The 20,127-nt window shown below is 37.1% G+C and carries 19 protein-coding genes; 8 read left to right on the forward strand and 11 right to left on the reverse strand.

What is annotated here, in order from left to right; all coding sequences use genetic code 11:
- Window positions 1-80: 80 nt before the first annotated feature.
- The 4 genes from V5M36_RS07575 to V5M36_RS07590 all read right to left on the reverse strand — a co-directional run bounded on the left by V5M36_RS07575 (window position 81) and on the right by V5M36_RS07590 (window position 3,557).
- Window positions 81-1,247, reverse strand: a complete 1,167-nt coding sequence (locus V5M36_RS07575; protein ID WP_338563740.1) for a ribosomal protein uL16 3-hydroxylase — start codon at window positions 1,245-1,247, stop codon at window positions 81-83.
- Window positions 1,248-1,330: 83 nt separating this feature from the next.
- Window positions 1,331-2,566, reverse strand: coding sequence for a PDDEXK-like family protein (locus tag V5M36_RS07580; RefSeq protein WP_338563742.1), 1,236 nt, complete (start codon window positions 2,564-2,566; stop codon window positions 1,331-1,333).
- Between the two features lie 2 nt (window positions 2,567-2,568).
- Window positions 2,569-3,174, reverse strand: a complete 606-nt coding sequence (locus tag V5M36_RS07585) for a Maf family protein (RefSeq protein ID WP_338563744.1) — start codon at window positions 3,172-3,174, stop codon at window positions 2,569-2,571.
- Complete coding sequence (locus tag V5M36_RS07590; protein WP_338563746.1) at window positions 3,174-3,557, reverse strand: DUF2237 family protein; 384 nt, start codon at window positions 3,555-3,557, stop codon at window positions 3,174-3,176. Before V5M36_RS07590 ends, V5M36_RS07585 begins: the two co-directional genes overlap by 1 nt.
- A 140-nt stretch (window positions 3,558-3,697) precedes the next feature.
- Here V5M36_RS07590 and V5M36_RS07595 point away from each other — a divergent pair, with 140 nt between their 5' ends.
- The 4 genes from V5M36_RS07595 to V5M36_RS07610 all read left to right on the forward strand — a co-directional run bounded on the left by V5M36_RS07595 (window position 3,698) and on the right by V5M36_RS07610 (window position 7,487).
- Window positions 3,698-4,885, forward strand: a complete 1,188-nt coding sequence (locus V5M36_RS07595) for a phosphoglycerate kinase (RefSeq protein ID WP_338563748.1) — start codon at window positions 3,698-3,700, stop codon at window positions 4,883-4,885.
- A 208-nt stretch (window positions 4,886-5,093) separates the two neighbouring features.
- Window positions 5,094-5,372 carry a hypothetical protein gene (locus V5M36_RS07600; RefSeq protein WP_338563750.1) on the forward strand — a complete coding sequence of 93 codons (279 nt, stop codon included), beginning with the start codon at window positions 5,094-5,096 and terminating at the stop codon, window positions 5,370-5,372.
- A gap of 136 nt (window positions 5,373-5,508) precedes the next feature.
- A complete protein-coding gene (fba, locus tag V5M36_RS07605) occupies window positions 5,509-6,546 on the forward strand; it encodes a class II fructose-bisphosphate aldolase (protein WP_338563751.1) in 1,038 nt (345 codons plus the stop codon).
- A gap of 89 nt (window positions 6,547-6,635) precedes the next feature.
- Window positions 6,636-7,487, forward strand: coding sequence for a DMT family transporter (locus tag V5M36_RS07610; RefSeq protein ID WP_338563753.1), 852 nt, complete (start codon window positions 6,636-6,638; stop codon window positions 7,485-7,487).
- 148 nt (window positions 7,488-7,635) lie between these two features.
- Here the strand turns inward: V5M36_RS07610 and V5M36_RS07615 are convergent, their stop codons facing one another.
- Window positions 7,636-8,289: an A1S_1983 family putative colistin resistance protein gene (locus V5M36_RS07615; RefSeq protein ID WP_338563755.1), complete on the reverse strand. Its 654-nt coding sequence runs from the start codon at window positions 8,287-8,289 to the stop codon at window positions 7,636-7,638.
- 101 nt (window positions 8,290-8,390) lie between these two features.
- On the opposite strand from V5M36_RS07615, the gene ispF reads away from it, so the two are divergent.
- A complete protein-coding gene (ispF, locus tag V5M36_RS07620; protein ID WP_338563756.1) occupies window positions 8,391-8,876 on the forward strand; it encodes a 2-C-methyl-D-erythritol 2,4-cyclodiphosphate synthase in 486 nt (161 codons plus the stop codon).
- A 202-nt stretch (window positions 8,877-9,078) separates the two neighbouring features.
- On the opposite strand, the gene V5M36_RS07625 is transcribed toward ispF, so the two are convergent.
- From V5M36_RS07625 to V5M36_RS07650, 5 genes are all read right to left on the reverse strand, one after another.
- On the reverse strand, window positions 9,079-9,603 hold the full coding sequence (locus tag V5M36_RS07625) for a protein tyrosine phosphatase family protein (protein WP_338563758.1): 525 nt from the start codon (window positions 9,601-9,603) through the stop codon (window positions 9,079-9,081).
- Window positions 9,604-9,656: 53 nt separating this feature from the next.
- The gene (locus tag V5M36_RS07630) at window positions 9,657-10,748 is read right to left on the reverse strand and encodes a 3-deoxy-7-phosphoheptulonate synthase (RefSeq protein ID WP_338564104.1); all 1,092 of its coding nucleotides are present in this window, start codon (window positions 10,746-10,748) and stop codon (window positions 9,657-9,659) included.
- Window positions 10,749-10,874: 126 nt separating this feature from the next.
- Window positions 10,875-11,759: a sulfite exporter TauE/SafE family protein gene (locus tag V5M36_RS07635; protein ID WP_338563760.1), complete on the reverse strand. Its 885-nt coding sequence runs from the start codon at window positions 11,757-11,759 to the stop codon at window positions 10,875-10,877.
- A 719-nt stretch (window positions 11,760-12,478) separates the two neighbouring features.
- A complete protein-coding gene (locus tag V5M36_RS07640; protein WP_338563765.1) occupies window positions 12,479-14,053 on the reverse strand; it encodes a PepSY-associated TM helix domain-containing protein in 1,575 nt (524 codons plus the stop codon).
- Between the two features lie 371 nt (window positions 14,054-14,424).
- Window positions 14,425-16,578, reverse strand: coding sequence for a TonB-dependent siderophore receptor (locus V5M36_RS07650; protein ID WP_338563769.1), 2,154 nt, complete (start codon window positions 16,576-16,578; stop codon window positions 14,425-14,427).
- 208 nt (window positions 16,579-16,786) lie between these two features.
- Between V5M36_RS07650 and lpxB the strand changes: the two genes are divergently transcribed.
- A complete protein-coding gene (lpxB, locus tag V5M36_RS07655; RefSeq protein ID WP_338563772.1) occupies window positions 16,787-17,965 on the forward strand; it encodes a lipid-A-disaccharide synthase in 1,179 nt (392 codons plus the stop codon).
- A 59-nt stretch (window positions 17,966-18,024) separates the two neighbouring features.
- Here the strand turns inward: lpxB and V5M36_RS07660 are convergent, their stop codons facing one another.
- A complete protein-coding gene (locus tag V5M36_RS07660; RefSeq protein ID WP_338563776.1) occupies window positions 18,025-18,897 on the reverse strand; it encodes a DUF2797 domain-containing protein in 873 nt (290 codons plus the stop codon).
- A gap of 32 nt (window positions 18,898-18,929) precedes the next feature.
- Here V5M36_RS07660 and V5M36_RS07665 point away from each other — a divergent pair, with 32 nt between their 5' ends.
- Together V5M36_RS07665 and V5M36_RS07670 are read left to right on the forward strand one after the other, a co-directional pair.
- Complete coding sequence (locus V5M36_RS07665; protein ID WP_338563779.1) at window positions 18,930-19,397, forward strand: DUF6231 family protein; 468 nt, start codon at window positions 18,930-18,932, stop codon at window positions 19,395-19,397.
- A 110-nt stretch (window positions 19,398-19,507) separates the two neighbouring features.
- Window positions 19,508-20,122: a YidB family protein gene (locus tag V5M36_RS07670; RefSeq protein WP_338563781.1), complete on the forward strand. Its 615-nt coding sequence runs from the start codon at window positions 19,508-19,510 to the stop codon at window positions 20,120-20,122.
- The last annotated feature ends 5 nt before the right edge of the window (window positions 20,123-20,127 follow it).

The raw sequence follows: 20,127 nt of genomic DNA on the forward strand, positions 1-20,127 counted from the left end.
TTAGCCTTGAGAATTATTGTAATTCTCAAGGCATTTTGAGGCTAATTTATGATAAAAATAACTTAAGAATAAGAAAAATCTTAAATTTCGTCTGCAGGTAATAACATCACAATCGATGAATTTAATAGTTCGACAAGATCCTCCAAAATCTCTTGATCATAAAGAGATTCATTTAAAGGAATTGCTTGGCCGTCTGCGACAAGTTTCAAATGTGTTGCGAATGCAGTTGAAATATTCAAGCTTTCACCATTCGCCCAAAAGTGAATTTGATCGCCAACCGTGCTGTAAAGTAAGCGTGATGCAGGTTCAAGTTTGATTGCATAACCAGCTTCTAATGCTTCTTCAAGATCGCCTGTACCAATCTCTTCATTTTCTGGAATATTTTCAGGATAGGTCGGTTGTGAAATTAAGCACATCAAAGCATCGTTTAAGTGCGATGGACTTTGCAACTGAGCCAACAATTTTTCACGCATATATTCAAGTTCAGAATGGGTGATTTCACCAATTGCGGTGGCTTGATCGCGTTGAATATCTTGTAATGGGTTGCTTAAGGTATCGTATTTAGAAAAAGTATCACCAACGCTGTCCATCATGTCAGCAACATTCGGCATACGAAAGCCAAATGAATAGGTCAAGCATTCATCTTCTGCGACACCATAGTGTGCAAGACCAGGGGGTACATAAAGCATATCACCAGGTGCGAGAACTTCATCGAAACTTACTTCAAGTTCAGGAAGAAGCTTTAATGGCTGGCCTGCAACAAACTCAGTTGATTCGTCACACATTTGCCCTAACTGCCAACGACGATGACCGTGTCCTTGAACTAAAAAGACATCATAGAAATCAAAATGTTTTCCGACTGAACCACCTTGGGGGGCATAGGACACCATAATATCATCGCGACGCCATTGTGGAATAAATGGAAACTTTTTCCACATTTCAGCCAAATCAAATGAATAGTGATCCACAGCTTGAACTAAAAGCGTCCAAAGTTTAGGCATCTTTTGAAAATCCCCTTTAATCAGTGGAGAAGATTTTACAGTCCACTGGTTGGGGTCTTTGTCTTTTTGTTTAATTAAACGAGCTGTAATATTTTCATCCAGAGCTAGTTCCATTACATCTTTAGGTTCTAAAAGACCAGTAATTTCAGGAATTGCATTGCGGACTAAAAGAGGTTTTTTCTGCCAATATTCAGCAAGAAATTGTTCAGCGCTAATGTTGCCAAGAACATCAAGAGTTTGGGACATGGGAAAATTTCACATTAAATTTCTTCTATTGTCCAACGTGTAATTTAAGTGTGCAAGTTATTTCAAATTGCAATTAGATAATTTTAAAGTATTTCTATCAAATTATTTTCTTCAAGCACTTTGTGAAAAGTTTTGACATACTCAAATATTGTTTCAGGGAATTGCCCATTATCTATTTCTGTCCAAACTTGATTTTGGGTTTGCCAATTGATATAGCTTTGAAGTTGTATGTACGCAGGCCACCATTTAGACTGTTTTATATAGGTCGTTTTATATACTTCTTGAATACAATTTAAAATACTATTCCATGTTTCTTTATTTTCTTCGATATTTTCATCCACTTTACGCATGCCAAAGAAGAAGCCTTGATAATTGAGTCTATCAAACTCCAACATAAAAACTATTTTCTGTTCAGCTTTAAAAAATATTTGAAATGTACAGTTTTTCTTGTTTCTACAGAGATTACTTATAGAATGCCATTGATTTTTTTCGGATATTTTAGATTCTAATTGTTTGGTAAATTTTAAGACTAAGTTATTTTGTAGGTCATCTTTTAACGAAATGATCTCCAAGGCGGCAGATAAATACTCTTGATTACTTTCAATCGTTTTTAGTAAGTGGGTTTTTTCTGCCATATCATCAATACTCAAAAATGTGATTTGTATATATTTTAAAAATTCAGATAAAAAATAACTTACTCTAGAGTTTTGTGTATATGTAATACATTCTTTAATCCAATCAGCAATGTTTTCATAACCTAAAATTGATATTTTATTTTTTTCAATCCATTCAAGAAGTTGTATGTTATCAACACTATTTTCTTCAGGTTCGCTTGAATGGCCATTTAAATAAACGATGTGCCAGTGAGATGCATCATAGCGATAGTTTAATTCTTTTGCATAATCGATAAGTTGATTATTTTGATCCGAGGCAAAGGGTTTATTTTCAATACAGATACCAAATTTTTGATTATTGAGTTCAAGGTGCTCGATATGAATAAGGATATCCATACGACGTTGAGACTTAATTCCAAAAGTTACTTCTTCACAATATATTTTAGATTTTTGAATATCATACTGGTCATAGCTTGAATTATTTGAAAGCATTTTAAGAAATAAATTCAAAAAACTTTCCTGTTGACCGTGATCACCTTGAGGACTTAAGAGATCAGAAATAATTTTATTTAACATTAGTTCATTAGTGAAAATATAGTTAAATACTGAAAAATTAGGTGCTAATTGATTTGCATATCTTTTTTTTGCGATATCATTAGCCTTTATTTCATTCTTCACATATTTTAATAATTTAAGTTCAATCATTTTTATGGTAATCGAATATTAAGTTGTCTTAAAATCTTACACAACTGAATCATAGGCATTCCCATTAATGTGGTTTGATCTTGCCCAATCATCTGCTCAAATAAACTGATCCCCAAACTCTCACATTTAAAGCTACCCGCACAGTGCAAGGGCTGATCACGTTCAACATAACGCTCAATTTCAGACGAGTTTAATCTACGGAATTTAACTTTATAATGCTCAACAAGCGTGTGTTCAAAATCAGATGATTTTTGCTGAACACTAAGAGCAGTACTAAAATAGACGATTTTCTCAGAGTTAGATTGAAGCTGTTTAATGGCATTTTCTACCGTTAATGGCTTTCCAATAAAAACATCGGGTGCACCTTCACGCCAAGCAACCTGATCAGAACCAATGACGATAGCCTCTGGAAATTGATCACTAATGATTTTGGCTTTTTCAAAAGCTAATCTTTTGGCTAAATCATCTGCATGTATTTCACCACGAGCAGATTCATCTATTTCGGGTGAAATACAGTGATAACGCAAACCCAGACGATTCATCAAATCTTTTCGGGTTTGGCTACTTGAAGCCAGAATAATTTCTGGCTGAGGATCGAAACTATTCATTAGACTGCATATTCCATAAGCAGGTCTAAAGGTACATAAGCCAATACGGCTTGGTGGCAAGCTTGTAATTTCACATTAGGTGCCATATCTGCTTGATAGGCTTCAACCCAGCGTGTCACGCAAATACACCAAAAATCACCCGGTTTTACGCCAGGGAAGTCGGCTTCAGGTAAGGGCGTTGTCAAATCATTGCCAATGCTTTGAGAAAAGCTCAAAAACTCAGACGTCATTTCTGCACAAACGGTATGTTGTCCTAAATCGGAAGGAGCAGTGTGACAAAAACCATTACGGAAATATCCAGTAATCGGATCAAAGCAACAACTGGCCAATGGTTCCCCAAGGACATTTAAAAGATTGATTTTTGGATTTGGATGAATGGACATAAGCTCATATATTTAACAGGTCTACCCCTATCATAATCAAAACAAAAGTTTTCTACAGCTTTTCTGCAAAAGTAGCTAACCTTTTTTAGCATAATCATTTAGAATCGACGCGATTTTAATATCTTTAAAGTGAGCTATACATGAACTTTCAGCGTATGACTGACCTCGATTTAGCAGGTAAACGTGTTCTGATCCGTGAAGACTTAAACGTCCCTGTAAAAAATGGTGAGATTACCAGTGATGCTCGTTTGCGCGCTGCATTGCCGACTATTAAAGCAGCGGTTGCAAAAGGTGCTGCGGTAATCGTATGTTCTCATCTCGGTCGTCCTGTTGAAGGTGAACCAAAAGCTGAACAATCACTTGCACCAGTTGCGGCATATTTGACGAATGCTTTAGGTCAAAATGTGGCTTTGGTAACAGACTATCTTGCTGGTGTTGAAGTTGCAGCAGGTCAAGTGGTTTTGCTTGAGAATGTACGCTTTAACCCAGGCGAAAAGAAAAATAATCCTGAACTTGCTCAAAAATATGCAGCACTCTGTGATGTATTTGTGATGGATGCATTTGGTACAGCACATCGCGCAGAAGCGTCAACTGAAGGTGTTGCACGTTTAGCCCCAATTGCTGCGGCAGGACCACTTTTAGCAGCTGAATTGGATGCTTTAGGTCGTGCGCTTAAAACACCACAAAGCCCAATGGTTGCCATTGTTGCAGGCTCAAAGGTTTCAACTAAGCTTGATGTATTAACATCATTGTCTGATATTTGTGGTCAAATTATTGTCGGAGGCGGTATTGCTAATACCTTCTTGGCGGCTGCTGGCTTTAATGTGGGTAAATCACTGTGTGAAACAGACTTGATTGATACTGCTAAGGCAATCGCAGAAAAAGTTTCAGTTCCATTGCCTACAGACGTCGTTGTTGCTGATGCCTCAGAAATCGACTTTAGTGATTTCTTGGGTTCTTTGGCTGCTGCTAAAGCTGTTGTTAAAAAAGTTGAAGATGTAGCTGATAACGACATGATTTTGGATGTGGGTCCAGAAACAGCGAAAGTATTTGCTCAGATCTTAAAAACATCAAAAACGATTCTTTGGAATGGCCCAGTGGGTGTGTTTGAAGTTGATCAATTTGGTGAAGGGACTAAAGCACTTTCATTAGCGATTGCAGAATCTGATGGCTTCTCTATTGCTGGCGGTGGTGATACTTTGGCTGCAATTGATAAATATAAAGTGGCTGACAAAATTGGCTATATTTCTACAGGTGGTGGTGCTTTCTTAGAATTTGTAGAAGGTAAAACACTTCCTGCTGTTGCGGTTCTACTTGAACGTGCTTAATGAAAACATTTTTTTAGAATGCTTTCTCAGAAAGGTTTCTTAGATTGGAATTTGTTTTTAGTCTAATGTCTTAGAATCTTAGAAAATTTATTGTTAAAAAAGAGCTGATTAAATCAGCTCTTTTTTTTGTTAGGCGTAAATTCATCAAAGTGTCATATTTCTGCAATAAAATTTATCTAAATGAATCAATGTATTTGTGGAAATGAAAATGAATTTAAAACGATCGATAGCGGCATTAATCTTAATTCCATTTGTTCTAATTGCATGTTCAAAACAAGATAAAGCTCCTGTATCAGAACAAGCGGGTACTTCTGAAGCGGTTGTTGATTCGTCTTCTCAAGTTACTCCAGAACAGCAAGCGGCGATTGATTCTCTGGATAAACCAGAGCAAGACGAAAACAATACCGATATACCTGCTGAAATTGCAAATGCACCTGCTGATCAGGCGACACCAGATGCTGAGTTGGCTGCTTCATCAGCTGAATAATTGATTTATCCTTATTTTAGACCTAAATTGTAAAATACCCCTGCAAAAGCAGGGATTTTTTTTTAAATAGTGTCATTTGTTGCTGATTTGAAATAAATGACAGGGTAGAATATGGGGCATTACCTGGGAGGAAACTATGGCTCTTATTTCATTGCGCCAGCTCTTGGATCACGCCGGTGAACACAATTACGGCGTACCAGCGTTTAACGTAAACAACTTAGAACAAATGCGCGCAATTATGTTAGCCGCAGATGAAACAAATTCACCTGTTATCGTACAAGCATCAGCTGGTGCTCGTAAATATGCAGGTGCTCCGTTCTTACGTCATTTAATTTTGGCAGCGATTGAAGAATGGCCACATATTCCAGTGGTGATGCATCAAGACCATGGTACAGATCCTGATGTATGTCAGCGTTCAATCCAGTTGGGCTTCTCATCAGTAATGATGGATGGTTCTTTGGGTGCAGACGGTAAAACACCAACATCATATGATTATAATGTTGATGTGACTCGCCGTACAGTCGCTATGGCGCATGCATGTGGTGTTTCTGTTGAAGGTGAAATTGGTTGCTTGGGTAGCCTTGAAACTGGTCTTGCTGGTGAAGAAGATGGCGTAGGCGCTGAAGGCGTTTTAGACCATTCTCAATTGCTTACTTCTGTTGAAGAAGCGACTCAGTTCGTCGCAGATACCAATGTCGATGCACTTGCAATTGCTGTAGGTACTTCACATGGTGCTTACAAGTTTACGCGTCCACCTACAGGTGACATTTTAGCGATTGACCGCATTAAAGAAATTCATGCTGCGTTACCAAATACGCATCTTGTAATGCACGGTTCAAGCTCTGTGCCACAAGAATGGTTAGCGATTATTAATCAATATGGCGGCAACATCGGCGAAACTTATGGTGTGCCTGTTGAGCAGTTGGTTGAAGCAATTAAACACGGTGTTCGTAAAATCAACATCGATACAGATTTACGTTTAGCTTCAACGGGTGCAATGCGTCGTATGATGGCTGAAAAACCAAGTGAATTTGATCCTCGTAAATTCTTTGCAGAAACTGTTGTTGCAATGAAACAAATCTGTGTAGATCGTTATACAGCATTTGGTACAGCGGGTAATGCAGATAAAATTCGTCCGATTTCTTTAGAGAAAATGGTTGATCGTTATAAATAATTGATAAAATTGTTTATACTCAAAAAGCCCGCACTCTGTGTGGGCTTTTTACTTCCGACAATAGACTTTATAAAAACAATGAGTAGCGCATGGAACTGATTTTTTCAGCAGCATTATGTAGTGTACTGGTTTCAATCTTGCTTAAAATAGCCAAAAGTAGAGGCTTCGATGTCTTGCAAATGATTGCTTGGAATTATGCGATCGCGAGCATCCTTTGTTTTTTTTGGTTCAAACCAGATTTATTACATATCTCTATAAGTCAAACTCCTTGGTGGCTAATTGCTTTGTTGGGGGTTGTACTCCCCACGATTTTTTTATTTTTGGCCAAATCCTTAGAAACGGCAGGTATTTTAAAAACAGAAATTGCACAACGCCTATCTATCGTCCTGTCTTTAGCCGCAGCATATTTCTTATTTAATGAGCAATTTAGTCAATTAAAACTGATCGGAATTGGGCTGGGATTAGTCGCAGTTATACTGATCGTCTTTTCGCGCTCTGGTGGGAAAGCGTCAAATCACAACAATCAGTCAATCGTATATTTGCTTTGTGTCTGGGTAGGTTATGCGCTGGTTGATATATTGCTTAAATACACCACAAGTTTAGGATTACAGTTCGCCGTTTCACTTAACCTGATGTTCATTTTTGCCTTTGTACTTTGCATACTTTATCTTAGTGTTAAAAAAACTGCATGGACCAGACATAATCTTTTAGCTGGTTTAAGTCTAGGTGTCTTAAATTTTGCAAATATTGCACTTTATGTCAAAGCCCATATATTGTTAAAAGAATCACCTGCAATTGTGTTTGCGGGCATGAATATACTGGTTGTAGCATTTGGTGTTGTTGCAGGTGTATTAATATTCAAAGAGCGATTGAATTGGTTAATGACTTTAGGATTAAGCTTGGGACTTGCTGGTGTATTGTGTTTGGCTATGGCAATTTAATGGATTTTTATTGCAGATGAATTTTATAGACTTAAAGAATTCGTTTTAATTTGATCTAGCGACTTAAAAGGCAAGGATGCTAAGTTGATTTTAATCAGAATATATCTGCGTTTCCTAAACATCATTAATCGTCTGATTCAATACAAGATTAATCGTACAAGCGATAAGTTCCAACGAATCGCTCACATCCTTTTTGCTTGCTACTCATGTGTAACAATGATTTTTGGAAATTAAGCTGATATTTACAATCATGTTCATTGTCTATAATTTCATGCTTTTGATCAGGCGTTGTATAGGCGAGTAAGGAAACGATTTGTGTTTCTGCTCGATTGTTGGGGTTACGATAGGCGAGTCCTTCAATCTTAATACGATCTTTGGTCAGCTGATGAATCTTTAAGTGCACAGGTTGCTTTGCAATTTGACCCTGTTCGAACTTGAGATAATGCTGCGTCAAAGTTTGGTTCATAGATGTGTAAAAGTTCAAGTCTTCTATTCGAAAATTAAACTGTTGTTTCACACATTCAGTCGTTTTACATTGTTTAGTTCGGTCTAACCAAATTTGATGTGTATCTTGAATCAAGCGTAACGGAGCATCAGTAACCAAATAGGTTGTAAGCAACTTTTCGTTGAATTCTGAGCGTAGCGACGCATATGCGTCTATGCACAGATGACTAAAAGACTGTGCTTTATGCTCACTTTCACATTGCAAAGGTTTTGCCTGAGCATAGGATGTGCCATAAAGACCTAAAAATAGTACAGAAACTATTGCTTTAATCGAATTCGATACGTTTTTCAACAACATGATCGCTTATACTTTTACAATGTTTGCTGACGTACTATAGCGAACAAGAAAGTAGGAATACAAGATTTCAATTTTAAAAATCTGCAATAAAGGAGCCCAAAGTGATTTTACCCATTCGAATAGGTCAAGGAATTGATGTACATGCATTTGAAGAAGGAAACTTCGTAACTTTAGCGGGTATTCAGATTCCACACACACAAGGCTTAAAAGCACACTCTGATGGAGATGTTGTTTTGCATGCACTCAGCGACGCACTGTTAGGTGCTTTGGCTTTAGGCGATATTGGACAACATTTTCCAGATACAGATCCTGAATTTAAAGGCGCAGACAGTCGTAAGCTACTTAAACACGTTTATCAACTTATTTTAGACCGTGGTTATCATTTGGCAAATGCAGATATTACAGTGGCATGCGAACGTCCAAAATTGGCAAAACATAATTTGGAAATGCGCCAAAGTATTGCAGATGTTTTGGGTGTAGATATCAATCAAATTAGTATAAAAGCAACTACGACTGAAACATTAGGTTTTACTGGTCGTCAAGAAGGGATTCTGTCAACTGCAACGGTTTTAATTCTTCATCAATAATTTTTTGGTCCTCAATAAATAACCAACAAAAATGATTTATTTATAATGAAGACTTATAAAAATTAAGCAAAAAAAAGCCAGCGGACTGCGCTGGCTTAATCATGTGCTGGTTTAATCATTGTACTGGTTTAATAATTTGGAATTTTAGCTCGTTAAGAAAGCATATTTTCAAGAATACACAGCTTTTTATTAGGCTAAGTTTTTAAGCGTATTGATCTACAATCATTAAAGATTGCTGTAAATCTTGCGTCGACTTACGACCTTGCAATTGTAGTGCAACGGCATGAATCAATCCGGTCCAAGTCTCATTTGGTTCCCAGATTTCATGCATTAATTCTTGGGCTGTCGGCATATCTATGTCCATGAAATATCGACGATACAAATAAATCAAACAACTACATTGACTGTTAGAAGTGCAATGAATCCAGACCATCTTTTGTTGGATCAAGTGATCAATAAGATCAAGAACAAATAAACATTGCTCATCAGTTGGCATATCCCAATGAATAGGGACTTGAATATAGTTAAGTCCAAGTTCAGCACAAATGCGATCTTCATTCTCTAAGTGAGGCTCTGCATCGGTAAATGCAAGATTGATGACCGTGTCTACACCATATTCTTTGATTTGTTTAAGCTGTTCAGCTGAAGGTTGCCCTGAGCTAAACAGATGATCATGAACAAATTGAAAATGAGAAACTTGGCTTAATTCTGATTCAAGGTGATTCATAAATTATCTTCTACATAAAAAACGCCATCATAAAGATGGCGTTTATCATTCAATTATCGATTTGGCAGCACATTTTTAAGAGCTGCATCCATTTCTAGCAGCGCTTTTTCTGTCGTTTCCCAATCAATACAACCATCCGTTACAGACTTACCATACTCTAAATCACAAAGATTTTCAGGAATATCTTGGCGACCACCTTTAAGATGGCTTTCAACCATAATACCGACAATAGACTTGTTACCGTCTAAAATTTGTTCGGTGATATTCTTTAATACAAGAGGTTGTAAGTACGGGTCTTTATTTGAGTTGGCATGACTGGTATCAATCATGATTTTAGTGCTGACTTTGGCTTTAGCCAATGCATTTTCAGCTTCAGCGACAGAGCCTGCATCATAGTTTGGTTTACCATTACCACCACGTAAAACCACGTGTGCATATGGATTACCTTTAGTACGAATCACAGAGACTTGACCTTGATCATTCAGACCCAAGAAGCTATGGCCGTGTTTTACAGATTGCATCGCATTGGTCGCAACCGTCAAACCGCCATCTGTACCATTCTTGAAACCAACAGGTGACGACAAACCTGAAGACATTTCACGATGCGTTTGGCTTTCAGTGGTACGTGCGCCAATTGCTGACCATGAAATCAAATCTTGATAATACTGCGGTGAGTTAGGATCAAGTGCTTCAGTGGCACATGGCAAACCTTTTTCATTCAGTTCAAGTAATAATTTACGACCCAAACGTAGACCTTTTTCAATATCGAAAGAGTCATTCATATCTGGATCATTAATTAGGCCTTTCCAGCCTACTGTTGTACGCGGTTTTTCAAAATAAACACGCATAATAATATATAAAGTGTCTTTCACTTGTTCTGCCAACACTTTAAGTCGGTCTGCATAGTCATGCGCTGCTGCAACATCATGTATTGAGCACGGTCCGATGACCACAAACAAACGCTTATCTTGGCCATCTAAAATTTGGCGTACAGTTTCACGACCATTCAGCACAGTTTGATATACTTTTTCGTTAAGTGGCAGTTCTGCCTTAAGTTGAGCAGGTGGAACAAGAGGTTGAAAACTTTGAACATTCACATCGTTGATATCTGATTGTTGAATGGTATTAGACTGTAGTGTATTCATTGCCGTCACTGGTATTAGAAGATACATAAATATTGTTAGTTGCCTGAATATAACACGTTTTAATCATTACATTGCTAAATAAAAAATCAATTAAAACGTGAAATACATTGTGCGCGAATCAAGCAATTATCCGATTTGATGACTTTGACTGGTATTTATGACAGTAACTTGCGCTGTGGTTTCGACTGGTTTTGCTTTGACAGGATTCAACATAAAGTTAATTCCTATTGCAAATAAGGTAATCCCTAAAACCTTACGAATAATTTTTTCAGGCAAACGCGAACTGACTAATGTACCGATGACGATAGCAGGAATAGAACCCACCAAAAGCCACATTAAAAGATTAAAATCAACATTACCTGAATTCATATGTCCAATGCCGGCAACCAATGTAAGTACGACTGCATGAACTACATCTGAACCAATAATTCGAATCATAGGTAAGTTTGGAAACATGATAATCAGCGCCATAATCCCGAATGCGCCTGCTCCAACAGATGATAAGGTTACAAACACACCGAGAATAATTCCCATCAACAAAATATAAAATCTTTTATCTTTAAAACGTTGGCGCTCTTCTTCAATTTCATGTTGCTCAAGCTTCTTACCAAACTTACTGAAAAATCGTTCTACTTGAGTACGAAATACAATTGAAATACCCGTGATGGTCAGCATAAAGCCTAGAACCATAGTCAGAATAGCTTTGTAATGAGTAGATTGGCTTAAATAGTTGTCTAATACCCAAGTGGTTGCAAGCGATGCAGGAATACTTCCTAAGGCTAACCAAAGGACAATAGGCCAAACGATATTGAGTTTTTTGGCATGTACGAATGATCCACAGAATTTTGAAATTGCGGCATAGAGTAAATCTGTTCCAATAGCGATGTGAGGCTCAATTTTAAATAAACCGATAAGAATAGGCGTCATTAAAGAACCACCACCAACACCTGTCACACCAACACAAAAACCGACTAAAACGCCCGCCAATATATATTCTATGGAACCATACATAACAATTACAACATATCAAAAATCCCGCATATCTTATGGCTTTTTGATATAAGCAGTTGTCTTGATAATTGATTAACTTATTCAAAAAAATGCTAAAGATTAAAGTGATTTAAGCTGAAGTCAAATGAACGATTTAAAGAGCAATTTAAAGCTGGATTTAAACTGAATGATTGAGCTACTTTCAAAATTCATTTTTTATACAATAAAATCAGAATTCCCTGATCCTAATCTTCTCCCAAAGGAAACAGGCGCTTTTTAGATACTGCCCAGTTATCTTTTAAGATTGATGCAAGAGATCTATTCTTAATACAAAAATTATCATCAGCAATTCCTCTCATCATCACCTTTACTCTGACGGTGAAGGCGTTTCGTATGTCGAGCTATTGCCGCTTAATGAGAGATTTTTGATGTATAAAATAAATCGAATGCATCGAATAAATATTACTTTTTCTTTAGGGGGGTATGCATCTTAATAATCAGAATCCAAAGGACGGGTGTAATCCATACACAAAGGCTCACCAGCGCGATACCAGCTCCATACTTGTGATGAAACAAAAGAAGCGAGAATATTAAAATGATATAGGCCAAAACAAGAGTAGATTTTGGGTGTTGTGCAAAAAATTTGAAAGGTGTGTCTAAGCTTTTAGTTCGCTGTTTAGTCGACACTATATAAAACAGTCCACTTGCGAAGCTAAGCAGGATTAAACACCATAATTCGATCATGACTTTGACTCAGATTGAGGTTCTGAAGATTGTTTTTTAGATAGCCGCTTTTGGATTTTTTCGATCGATTTTTGTTGGATCGGTTGAATGTTTTGATGTAGATAAATAAACATAATTCCAAAGAGTAGGATCATCAAATCTACACGTAAAAATACCCAGTAATCTTGCCATTCGCTTATATATTGGTTATGGATTAAATAGATCGCATCCCATATCGGCAGAGCAAAACTCAGCAAGATGGTCAGTTTTAAAGCAGATTTCCAAAGTAAGTGTTGTGGAGTGAATAATCCCGCCAAAAAGCAGAATAACCATGCACTAAAAAAGGCATAAACTTCATAATTTGGTGTATTGGCATTGAGCGTAAACACGCGGTTTGCAAATAAATAGCAAAGCAAAGCCAATGGCAAACCTAGAAGTGCTGTAATGTTTAATCGATTAACCAAGTAATGGCCAATATGGAAATGATTTTGTTTATTTTGTATTTGTCGTTTTAGGCTCCATAACAATAATCCAGATGCAATCATTGCACAGCCCAATAGACCTGAAAAAAATAAAGCTAAGCGGAGCAGTGGTTGTGCATAGCGCGCCATATGTAGACCATACATCGCTGAATTTACGGTAGCCGTAGCACTTCGATTACGAATATCTTCTAGAATTTGGCCAGTATGAGCATTAAAAGTGAGTTGTGCTTGATTACGTGTTATTGAACGGTCTTGTAATTCGGTCAGGGTGATTTTGGCTTGATTGGTGTTAGGGTTTTGATAACTCACATTTTCAATATGAGTATTTCCCCATTTATTATTTTTCTGAGTTAAAAAAAACTCTATTCCACGCATAGTTGCAGGTGAATAAACGATATTTTCATCCTTTACACTAACGTTACGAATTTCTTCAAAATATTGAAATGGATTGTCTGGATAGGCCGTTTTCATACCATTGGGTAGTAATATATAAAAGAAAATGGCCAATCCTGTAAAGGTTATGGTGAGAAAAAAGGGTAGTGCAATGACGGAAGAAACATTGTGAAAATCTAAATAGGAACGCTGACCTTTAAATGCTCTTAACGTAAAGAAATCCGCGAATATTTTTTTATGCGTAATAATGCCCGAAATCAATGTTAAAAACATAATGAATGCGGCGAAGGTTACGATTAATCTTCCAATAAAATAAGGCACACCATAAAGTTGGTAATGAAAGCTATAAATAAAATCGCCACCTAGCGTGGAAGAAAGTGTCAACTCTTTACCTGTATTTGCATCTAAAGTTTTACTTTCATATTGGCCATCGGCTTTCTGCCAATAAATTTTATTTACAGGTGTATGTGGATTTGCAACGCCAATATACCAATTCTTTGCATCAGGCGCATGGGTTTGCAAATACTGTTGTGCAGATTGAATGGCGGTGTCTTGTTTAATTTGTTGAGTCGCAAAATGCGGTTGCATCCAAATGTTAATTTCTTGACGATAATAACTAATAGATCCTGTTAAAAAAATTGCGAACAATAACCAGCCAAAGCTTAGTCCAATCCAAGAGTGAAACCATGCCATCGATTGGCGAATTGATTTTTGCATGATTTAACCCGTGAATTTTGACAAAGAAAAAAGAATAATAAACAGCGATATACTAAGCAATGAAAGCTTTAAAATCGATTGTATACAGAAGCTAAATATGACGAAAAGTGTATAAAAAATAAGTGCAATTAATGCCGCTAGATATACCGATTCAGCTTTGTCTAAAGCAGGGTAGAGCCATGCACTGAATTGAATCGACATTAAATTTGAGCATAAGTAGCCCATTCCGAACGCGATTAAGAATCGGCAGAAGACCAAAATGGGATGACGAATAGCACTTAAGAACATAAATTTAATGGCTCGGTATAATCAATAAGAATCAAGTCAAAACAAATGAAATCAAAACGATAAAATTTCTAATACACCTTTACTTAATATTTGAATCTCAACGCCACGCTGTAGTTTGCTGGTGCACCGTAGAAACCTTGAGCGTCAGGAAAGTTAAATAAATATTTTTCATTCGTTAAGTTATTTCCATTGGCTTGAAGAGTCAGCTGAGGCGTGAGTTCATAACTTGCCATTAAGTTCACTAAGGCATAAGCATCTTGACGAATCACACCAGATTTTTGAGTCATGTTTCCAGTCATATCCATTACTTCATTTACATCTAAGTATGTTTTATCTTGCCACTGTAGTCCGAGGCCAAGTTTGAGTTTAGGTATTTGAGACGGCTGATAACTGGTCAGAAGGTTGATCGATTGAGTCGGATTATATGGTCGAGCGTCTCCACCATTGATCAAGTCTTTTAAACTAAACTGTGTGTATCCAAAACTAATATTTACGCTGTCAGTTAATTGGCCTGTAAGTCCAAATTCGAAACCTTGTGAGCGCATATCTGTGATTTGTGTTTTACGGTTGATTGGCAATCCATCTGAATTTCGAAGTGGATAATTATTTTGTTGAGTTCTAAAAATCGACATGCTTGCTGTCAATTTATCATCGAGCCAACTACTCTTAATCCCCATTTCATAACTTTCACCTTCAATCGGTGGATTAATATTGCCATTTATATTTTTAGTGGTTTGTGGACGAAAAATAGAGTTATAGCTTAAATAACCCGTATATTCAGGGCTAAAGTTATAACTAAACCCTATATAGGGCAAAAATTCATTTTCATCATAATCCGTAACTGTGCCATAGCTACTCCCTTTACTTTCAGCCTGAATATAGTTTGCGCCTAAAATCATTTTCAAAGCTTCACTCAGGTGTAAACGAGTTGCAGCATAATAACTTTGGTTTTGCTGTTGGGTGTGTTGTTCTCCATTCGTTTGACTCAAATTCCACAGAGGCTCATCAGGTGTCAAACTGCTTAAATCTGTCGTATAGGGAAAGTCATAAGTACCGCCATAACCGAGCCCATTAATTTTATTTTTTGACCAAGAGTAACCGATCGTGGCTTCGTGCTCACGACCCCACAGTGGATAGGAGCCTTGGAGATTTAAATTGATTAATTGTTCTTTGTTGTCATCAACATATTGTCCAGGCCATAAAAAAATATTGGATGTACCATCAGCATCGGGATTGCCAGATAGAAATAAAAATTTAGAAACACGATCATTACTTCTTTCTCCCATGTGAAATTTGAGAGACCAGTCATCATTCAGAAGATGCTGAACTTCAGCAAAATAGCTTTTGTTATTATTGTCCCAGTATGTCCAAGCAGGACTAAAGTTATAATGTCTATCGAAAGTTAGTTGTTGACCTTGTTTTGTGATTAAGGGATTCGCACCCCAGTTATTCCCATTGGGCATATGGTTGGTTTCGTTATAACCCAAAGTGACGAGTGTTTTATCGCTTAAATCTACTTCGACAATTGCGCCGATACCATTTTTTTCCAGTGAGTATCGATCCAAATACGAATCGCCGGTTTGTTGATATCCAAATAGACGACCTCGAATACGTCCATCTTTTGTAATCGATGATGAGACATCTGCTTCATAACGCTGGGTATTCCATGAGCCATAACTTGCATTAAATGCTGCTTGAAAGTCTTGAGTTGGACGTTTTCGAATCATATTAATGGTTGCGCTGGGCTCACCCACGCCATTGTTTAATGCATCAGCGCCTTTAACGACTTCTATGCGATCAAAAAAGAATGAATCTGGATTGTCACTATTGTAGTTATAACTATCTAAGGGGAAACCAATACCGTCGATGAGCACATTAGAAATTTCAAATCCTCTCGACATATACGTGGTTCGTTCAGTTTCTTGATTGGCGACGATGACACCAGGAGTATTACGAAGTACGTCACGAGTGTCATAAATTGCAAAATCATCAAGTTGTTGTCGTGTAATGACATTAACGGTTTGTGGTGTTTCTTTAAGGGGGATATTTAATTTTGTTGCGCTTGAGGAATCTTGAATAAGATATGATTTTGACTGCTCAGAACTTAGCGCTTTTTCAGTATGTGCTTCTAGTTTTATGGTTTCTAAGCTTTGTACTTCCAAAGCGGCACTGTATTGTGAGATTAAAATGGCACAGATGAGTGAAAGTTGAAAATAGCGAACATTGGTACTCTGCATTGGAATCTTAATACTAGTGATAATTATTATCATTAATGATAGTGGCGTTGATGAATGTTCTCAACTGAAATGAAATTGATAATTTGAATCAAATCAAGTCATCGCTATGATTTATTGAATGATGAAGATAAATCTAATCTAGATTGGTCAACTGTGTAATCGAATGATTATGTTATGCTATTTGGGCCAAATGTGAAGGAACAAGATCTTGCAAAATCGAAAGCTTAAAATAGGGATAGTGGTTGGTGAAGTATCTGGGGATACTTTAGGCGCTAAGCTGATTCGAAGTTTTCGCGAGCAGGGTATAGATGTGGAGTTTGAAGGCATTGGTGGTCCTCAAATGATCTCAGAAGGCTTTAAAAGCTTTTACCCAATGGATGTTTTGTCTGTGATGGGCATTGTAGAAGTGCTTAAAGACATTAAAAAATTATTCGCTGTTCGTGATGGATTGATAGAGAAGTGGACAGAAAACCCTGTTGATATTTTTGTTGGTATCGATGCGCCTGATTTTAATTTACGCCTTTCCAAAAGTATTAAACAAAAACAATTAACGATTAAAACTGTTCAATATGTGAGTCCATCAGTGTGGGCATGGCGTCAAGGACGAGTGCACGGTATTAAAGCCAGTATTGATTTAGTTTTATGTTTATTTCCGTTTGAAAAATCTTTTTTTGAAAAATTTGCAGTGAAAGCGGCATTTGTCGGACACCCATTGGCCAGTCAGTTGCCTCTGGTGAATCCGATTCAAGATGCAAAGCAGGCTTTAGGCTTGGTGGTCGATCAAAAGCATATTGCTTTATTACCGGGAAGTCGCCGTGGTGAAATTGAAAAATTAGCCCCTTTGGTTTTGGACGCTGCTCAGTTGATTTATCAAAAATATCCAGCCTATGAGTTTTTAATTCCGGCAATTAATGACGCGCGTAAACAACAAATTGAAGCGTTGTTATTGACATATCCTGAGCAACTTCGTGCAAAGGTGAAGTTGTTGGAAAATAATGGTGCTGAATCTAAAATTGGTCGTATGGTGATGGATGCCAGTGATATTGTGGCATTAGCTTCTGGTACAGCGACTTTAGAAGCGATGCTCTTACATCGACCGATGGTAACTTTCTATAAGTTAAATTGGTTGACTTACCGGATCGTCAAATGGTTAATCAAAATTCCTTATTATTCTCTACCGAATATTATTGCAGGTAAAAAAGTTATTTCTGAGTTGATTCAGCACGACGCGACGGCTGAAAAATTAGCGCTTGAAATTGAAAAGTTAATGAGTGTTGAGACTTCAAAAATTCAATCCATGCAGCTATTGACCATGCATAAGCATTTACTTTCGGATCAGAGTAATGATCCAGTTGAAGCCATTTTAAATTTAATTGACGTTAAATAATATTAACTTTAAGTGATAAAGCATTAAAAGCCTCTTCATAAAGAGGCTTTTTTTAAAGACTATTCTGCACGAACTTTAAGTTCATAACCTGTATATTTACGAATGTTAATGACACCAGTATCCATCAGTAAGTATTGACCTTTAATGCCTTGAAGTTTTCCACGAATAATCGGTGTCTTGTCCAAGTTGTGAGAGGTGATTTTTTCCGGATAATGATCAACAGGATAAATAAATTCACGCGCTAATTCATTTTCTAAAATTTCAACATTTTCATTGAAATCAAGACTCATACTGAACTCATCACGAATCATTTCAATTTGTGGTTCAAATTCGACAAGAAGCTCATCACGTATTTGAATCAAGTCGATAGGATCTGATTCACCTTTAAGCAGTTTGCGCCAGTTGGTTTTATCAGCAACTTGTGTACCAAACATGACTTCCATCTGACCTGACAGACGTCTTGAACCGACTTTCATAATAGGAAGCGCTTGCGTAGCACCCTGATCAAGCCATCGTGTTGGCATTTGGCCTAAACGCGTTATACCAATTTTAAGAGCGCTTGAATTGGCTAAATAGACAATATGCGGTTGGAAGCAAACTTCTTGTGCGAAGCTTTCTTCACGACATGTACCTAAATGATAATGACAGGTTTCTGGTTTCATAATGCACATGTCACAAGATGCTTTGGTTTTCATGCATTTAAAGCAATGACCTTGAGAATATGATTTTGGCGTTTTAGCACCGCATGAAACGCAAAATATTTTACCTGTCCATTCAAGTTCAATTTCTTGGCCTAAATGAAAGGGAAGGTTGATTTCTGCGCGATCTAATATAAATTTATATTCAACATTTGCCTGGTGAGTTTGATGTTCAGTTACACTTAGGTTGGTTAGACCTGCATGCATTTTATGGCAAATGCCTTGTAATTCCATGTTTAAATTCTCTCTCAATAAAGGTGCAGTAAATGGCTGAGAAAAATGTCATCACGTCGATGCTAGACGATTTATCAAAACAACAGCCAATCTCATCTGCATTGTGTCTAGGGCAAAATTTAGGCCTAGACCATCATCAATCTATTCAATGGTCATATTTTAACGTAACTGAGTTTTTAAATCTTCCTTTTACACAAAGATATGATTTGGCTGTTGTGCTGTTAAATACTGAACAATTAAAACAATTGAGTTCAACGCAAAAAGCACAATTATTGGTCAAGCTTCGTGATTTATTGGCAAGAAGAATTATTGTATTAAGTCCTTTTGAGGAAGAGCATCTACTTAGAAGTCTTGGTTTTACCCAGCTCATAGAGCATGCTTCAGAAGATATGGACTTAGCTTTTTGGCAATTTAATATTTTAACCTACAAACATGTGCCAGATTGGTTCAATTCTAAATTTTGGGCAAACCCAGAAAACTGGAATAAATTCCGTTGGTAAAATGCCCTTGAGTCATTTAGTATCATTAAAAATACAACAATTATCTTTAATCAATTATTCATAAAGAATTGTATGCTCAGTAAGATTGAAACAATTTTGAGGTTAACATCATGACAAACTTAAGCAATATCGTAGAAATATTGGCAAAACAAGCTTTAGGCGGCAATCAACAAAACGGTCAACAGTCACAGCAAGGTGGTCTTGGTGGAATTTTAGGTTCTGTACTAGGTGGTTTAACAGGTCAGCAACAAAACCAACAACAAGGTGGTCTAGGTGGAATTTTAGGTTCTGTACTGGGTAATTTAACCGGTGGTCAACAATCCACAACACCTGCAGCGAGTGGTTTTAATGCACAATCATTATTGATTGCTGTTGTACCATTGGTTTTAGCATGGATTCAAAAAAATGGTGGACTACAAGGTGCTTTGGATAAACTTAAGGGTCAAGGCTTAACCAGTCAGGTCGAAGATTGGGTTTCTACAGGTCCAGGCGAAAATGCTAATATTCCGACACAGAGCGTTCAAAATTTATTTGATCAACAAGATGTTGAAAGTGTGGCGGAGAAAGCGCAAGTTCCAACACAAGATGTTTATAGTGCAATTTCATCAGTGCTTCCACAAATCATTGATTCATTGACACCACAAGCAGGTCAGACTAATCAACAAGAAGCGAACTCAGATATTCAAAATGTGATGAACTTAGTGTCTGGTTTTTTAAAAAAATAAAATTT

Origin of the sequence: Acinetobacter sp. KS-LM10, from assembly GCF_036896575.1 — a bacterium.
In the GTDB taxonomy this organism is placed as follows: domain Bacteria; phylum Pseudomonadota; class Gammaproteobacteria; order Pseudomonadales; family Moraxellaceae; genus Acinetobacter; species Acinetobacter avistercoris.

Coding starts and splice junctions, on each gene's coding strand:
- V5M36_RS07575 (WP_338563740.1), bottom strand. CDS start 1,247: ATGTCCCAAACTCTTGATGTTCTTGGCAACATTAGCGCTGAACAATTT.
- V5M36_RS07580 (WP_338563742.1), bottom strand. CDS start 2,566: ATGATTGAACTTAAATTATTAAAATATGTGAAGAATGAAATAAAGGCT.
- V5M36_RS07585 (WP_338563744.1), bottom strand. CDS start 3,174: ATGAATAGTTTCGATCCTCAGCCAGAAATTATTCTGGCTTCAAGTAGC.
- V5M36_RS07590 (WP_338563746.1), bottom strand. CDS start 3,557: ATGTCCATTCATCCAAATCCAAAAATCAATCTTTTAAATGTCCTTGGG.
- V5M36_RS07595 (WP_338563748.1), top strand. CDS start 3,698: ATGAACTTTCAGCGTATGACTGACCTCGATTTAGCAGGTAAACGTGTT.
- V5M36_RS07600 (WP_338563750.1), top strand. CDS start 5,094: ATGAATTTAAAACGATCGATAGCGGCATTAATCTTAATTCCATTTGTT.
- fba (WP_338563751.1), top strand. CDS start 5,509: ATGGCTCTTATTTCATTGCGCCAGCTCTTGGATCACGCCGGTGAACAC.
- V5M36_RS07610 (WP_338563753.1), top strand. CDS start 6,636: ATGGAACTGATTTTTTCAGCAGCATTATGTAGTGTACTGGTTTCAATC.
- V5M36_RS07615 (WP_338563755.1), bottom strand. CDS start 8,289: ATGTTGTTGAAAAACGTATCGAATTCGATTAAAGCAATAGTTTCTGTA.
- V5M36_RS07625 (WP_338563758.1), bottom strand. CDS start 9,603: ATGAATCACCTTGAATCAGAATTAAGCCAAGTTTCTCATTTTCAATTT.
- V5M36_RS07630 (WP_338564104.1), bottom strand. CDS start 10,748: ATGAATACACTACAGTCTAATACCATTCAACAATCAGATATCAACGAT.
- V5M36_RS07635 (WP_338563760.1), bottom strand. CDS start 11,759: ATGTATGGTTCCATAGAATATATATTGGCGGGCGTTTTAGTCGGTTTT.
- V5M36_RS07640 (WP_338563765.1), bottom strand. CDS start 14,053: ATGCAAAAATCAATTCGCCAATCGATGGCATGGTTTCACTCTTGGATT.
- V5M36_RS07650 (WP_338563769.1), bottom strand. CDS start 16,578: ATGCAGAGTACCAATGTTCGCTATTTTCAACTTTCACTCATCTGTGCC.
- V5M36_RS07660 (WP_338563776.1), bottom strand. CDS start 18,897: ATGGAATTACAAGGCATTTGCCATAAAATGCATGCAGGTCTAACCAAC.
- V5M36_RS07665 (WP_338563779.1), top strand. CDS start 18,930: ATGGCTGAGAAAAATGTCATCACGTCGATGCTAGACGATTTATCAAAA.
- V5M36_RS07670 (WP_338563781.1), top strand. CDS start 19,508: ATGACAAACTTAAGCAATATCGTAGAAATATTGGCAAAACAAGCTTTA.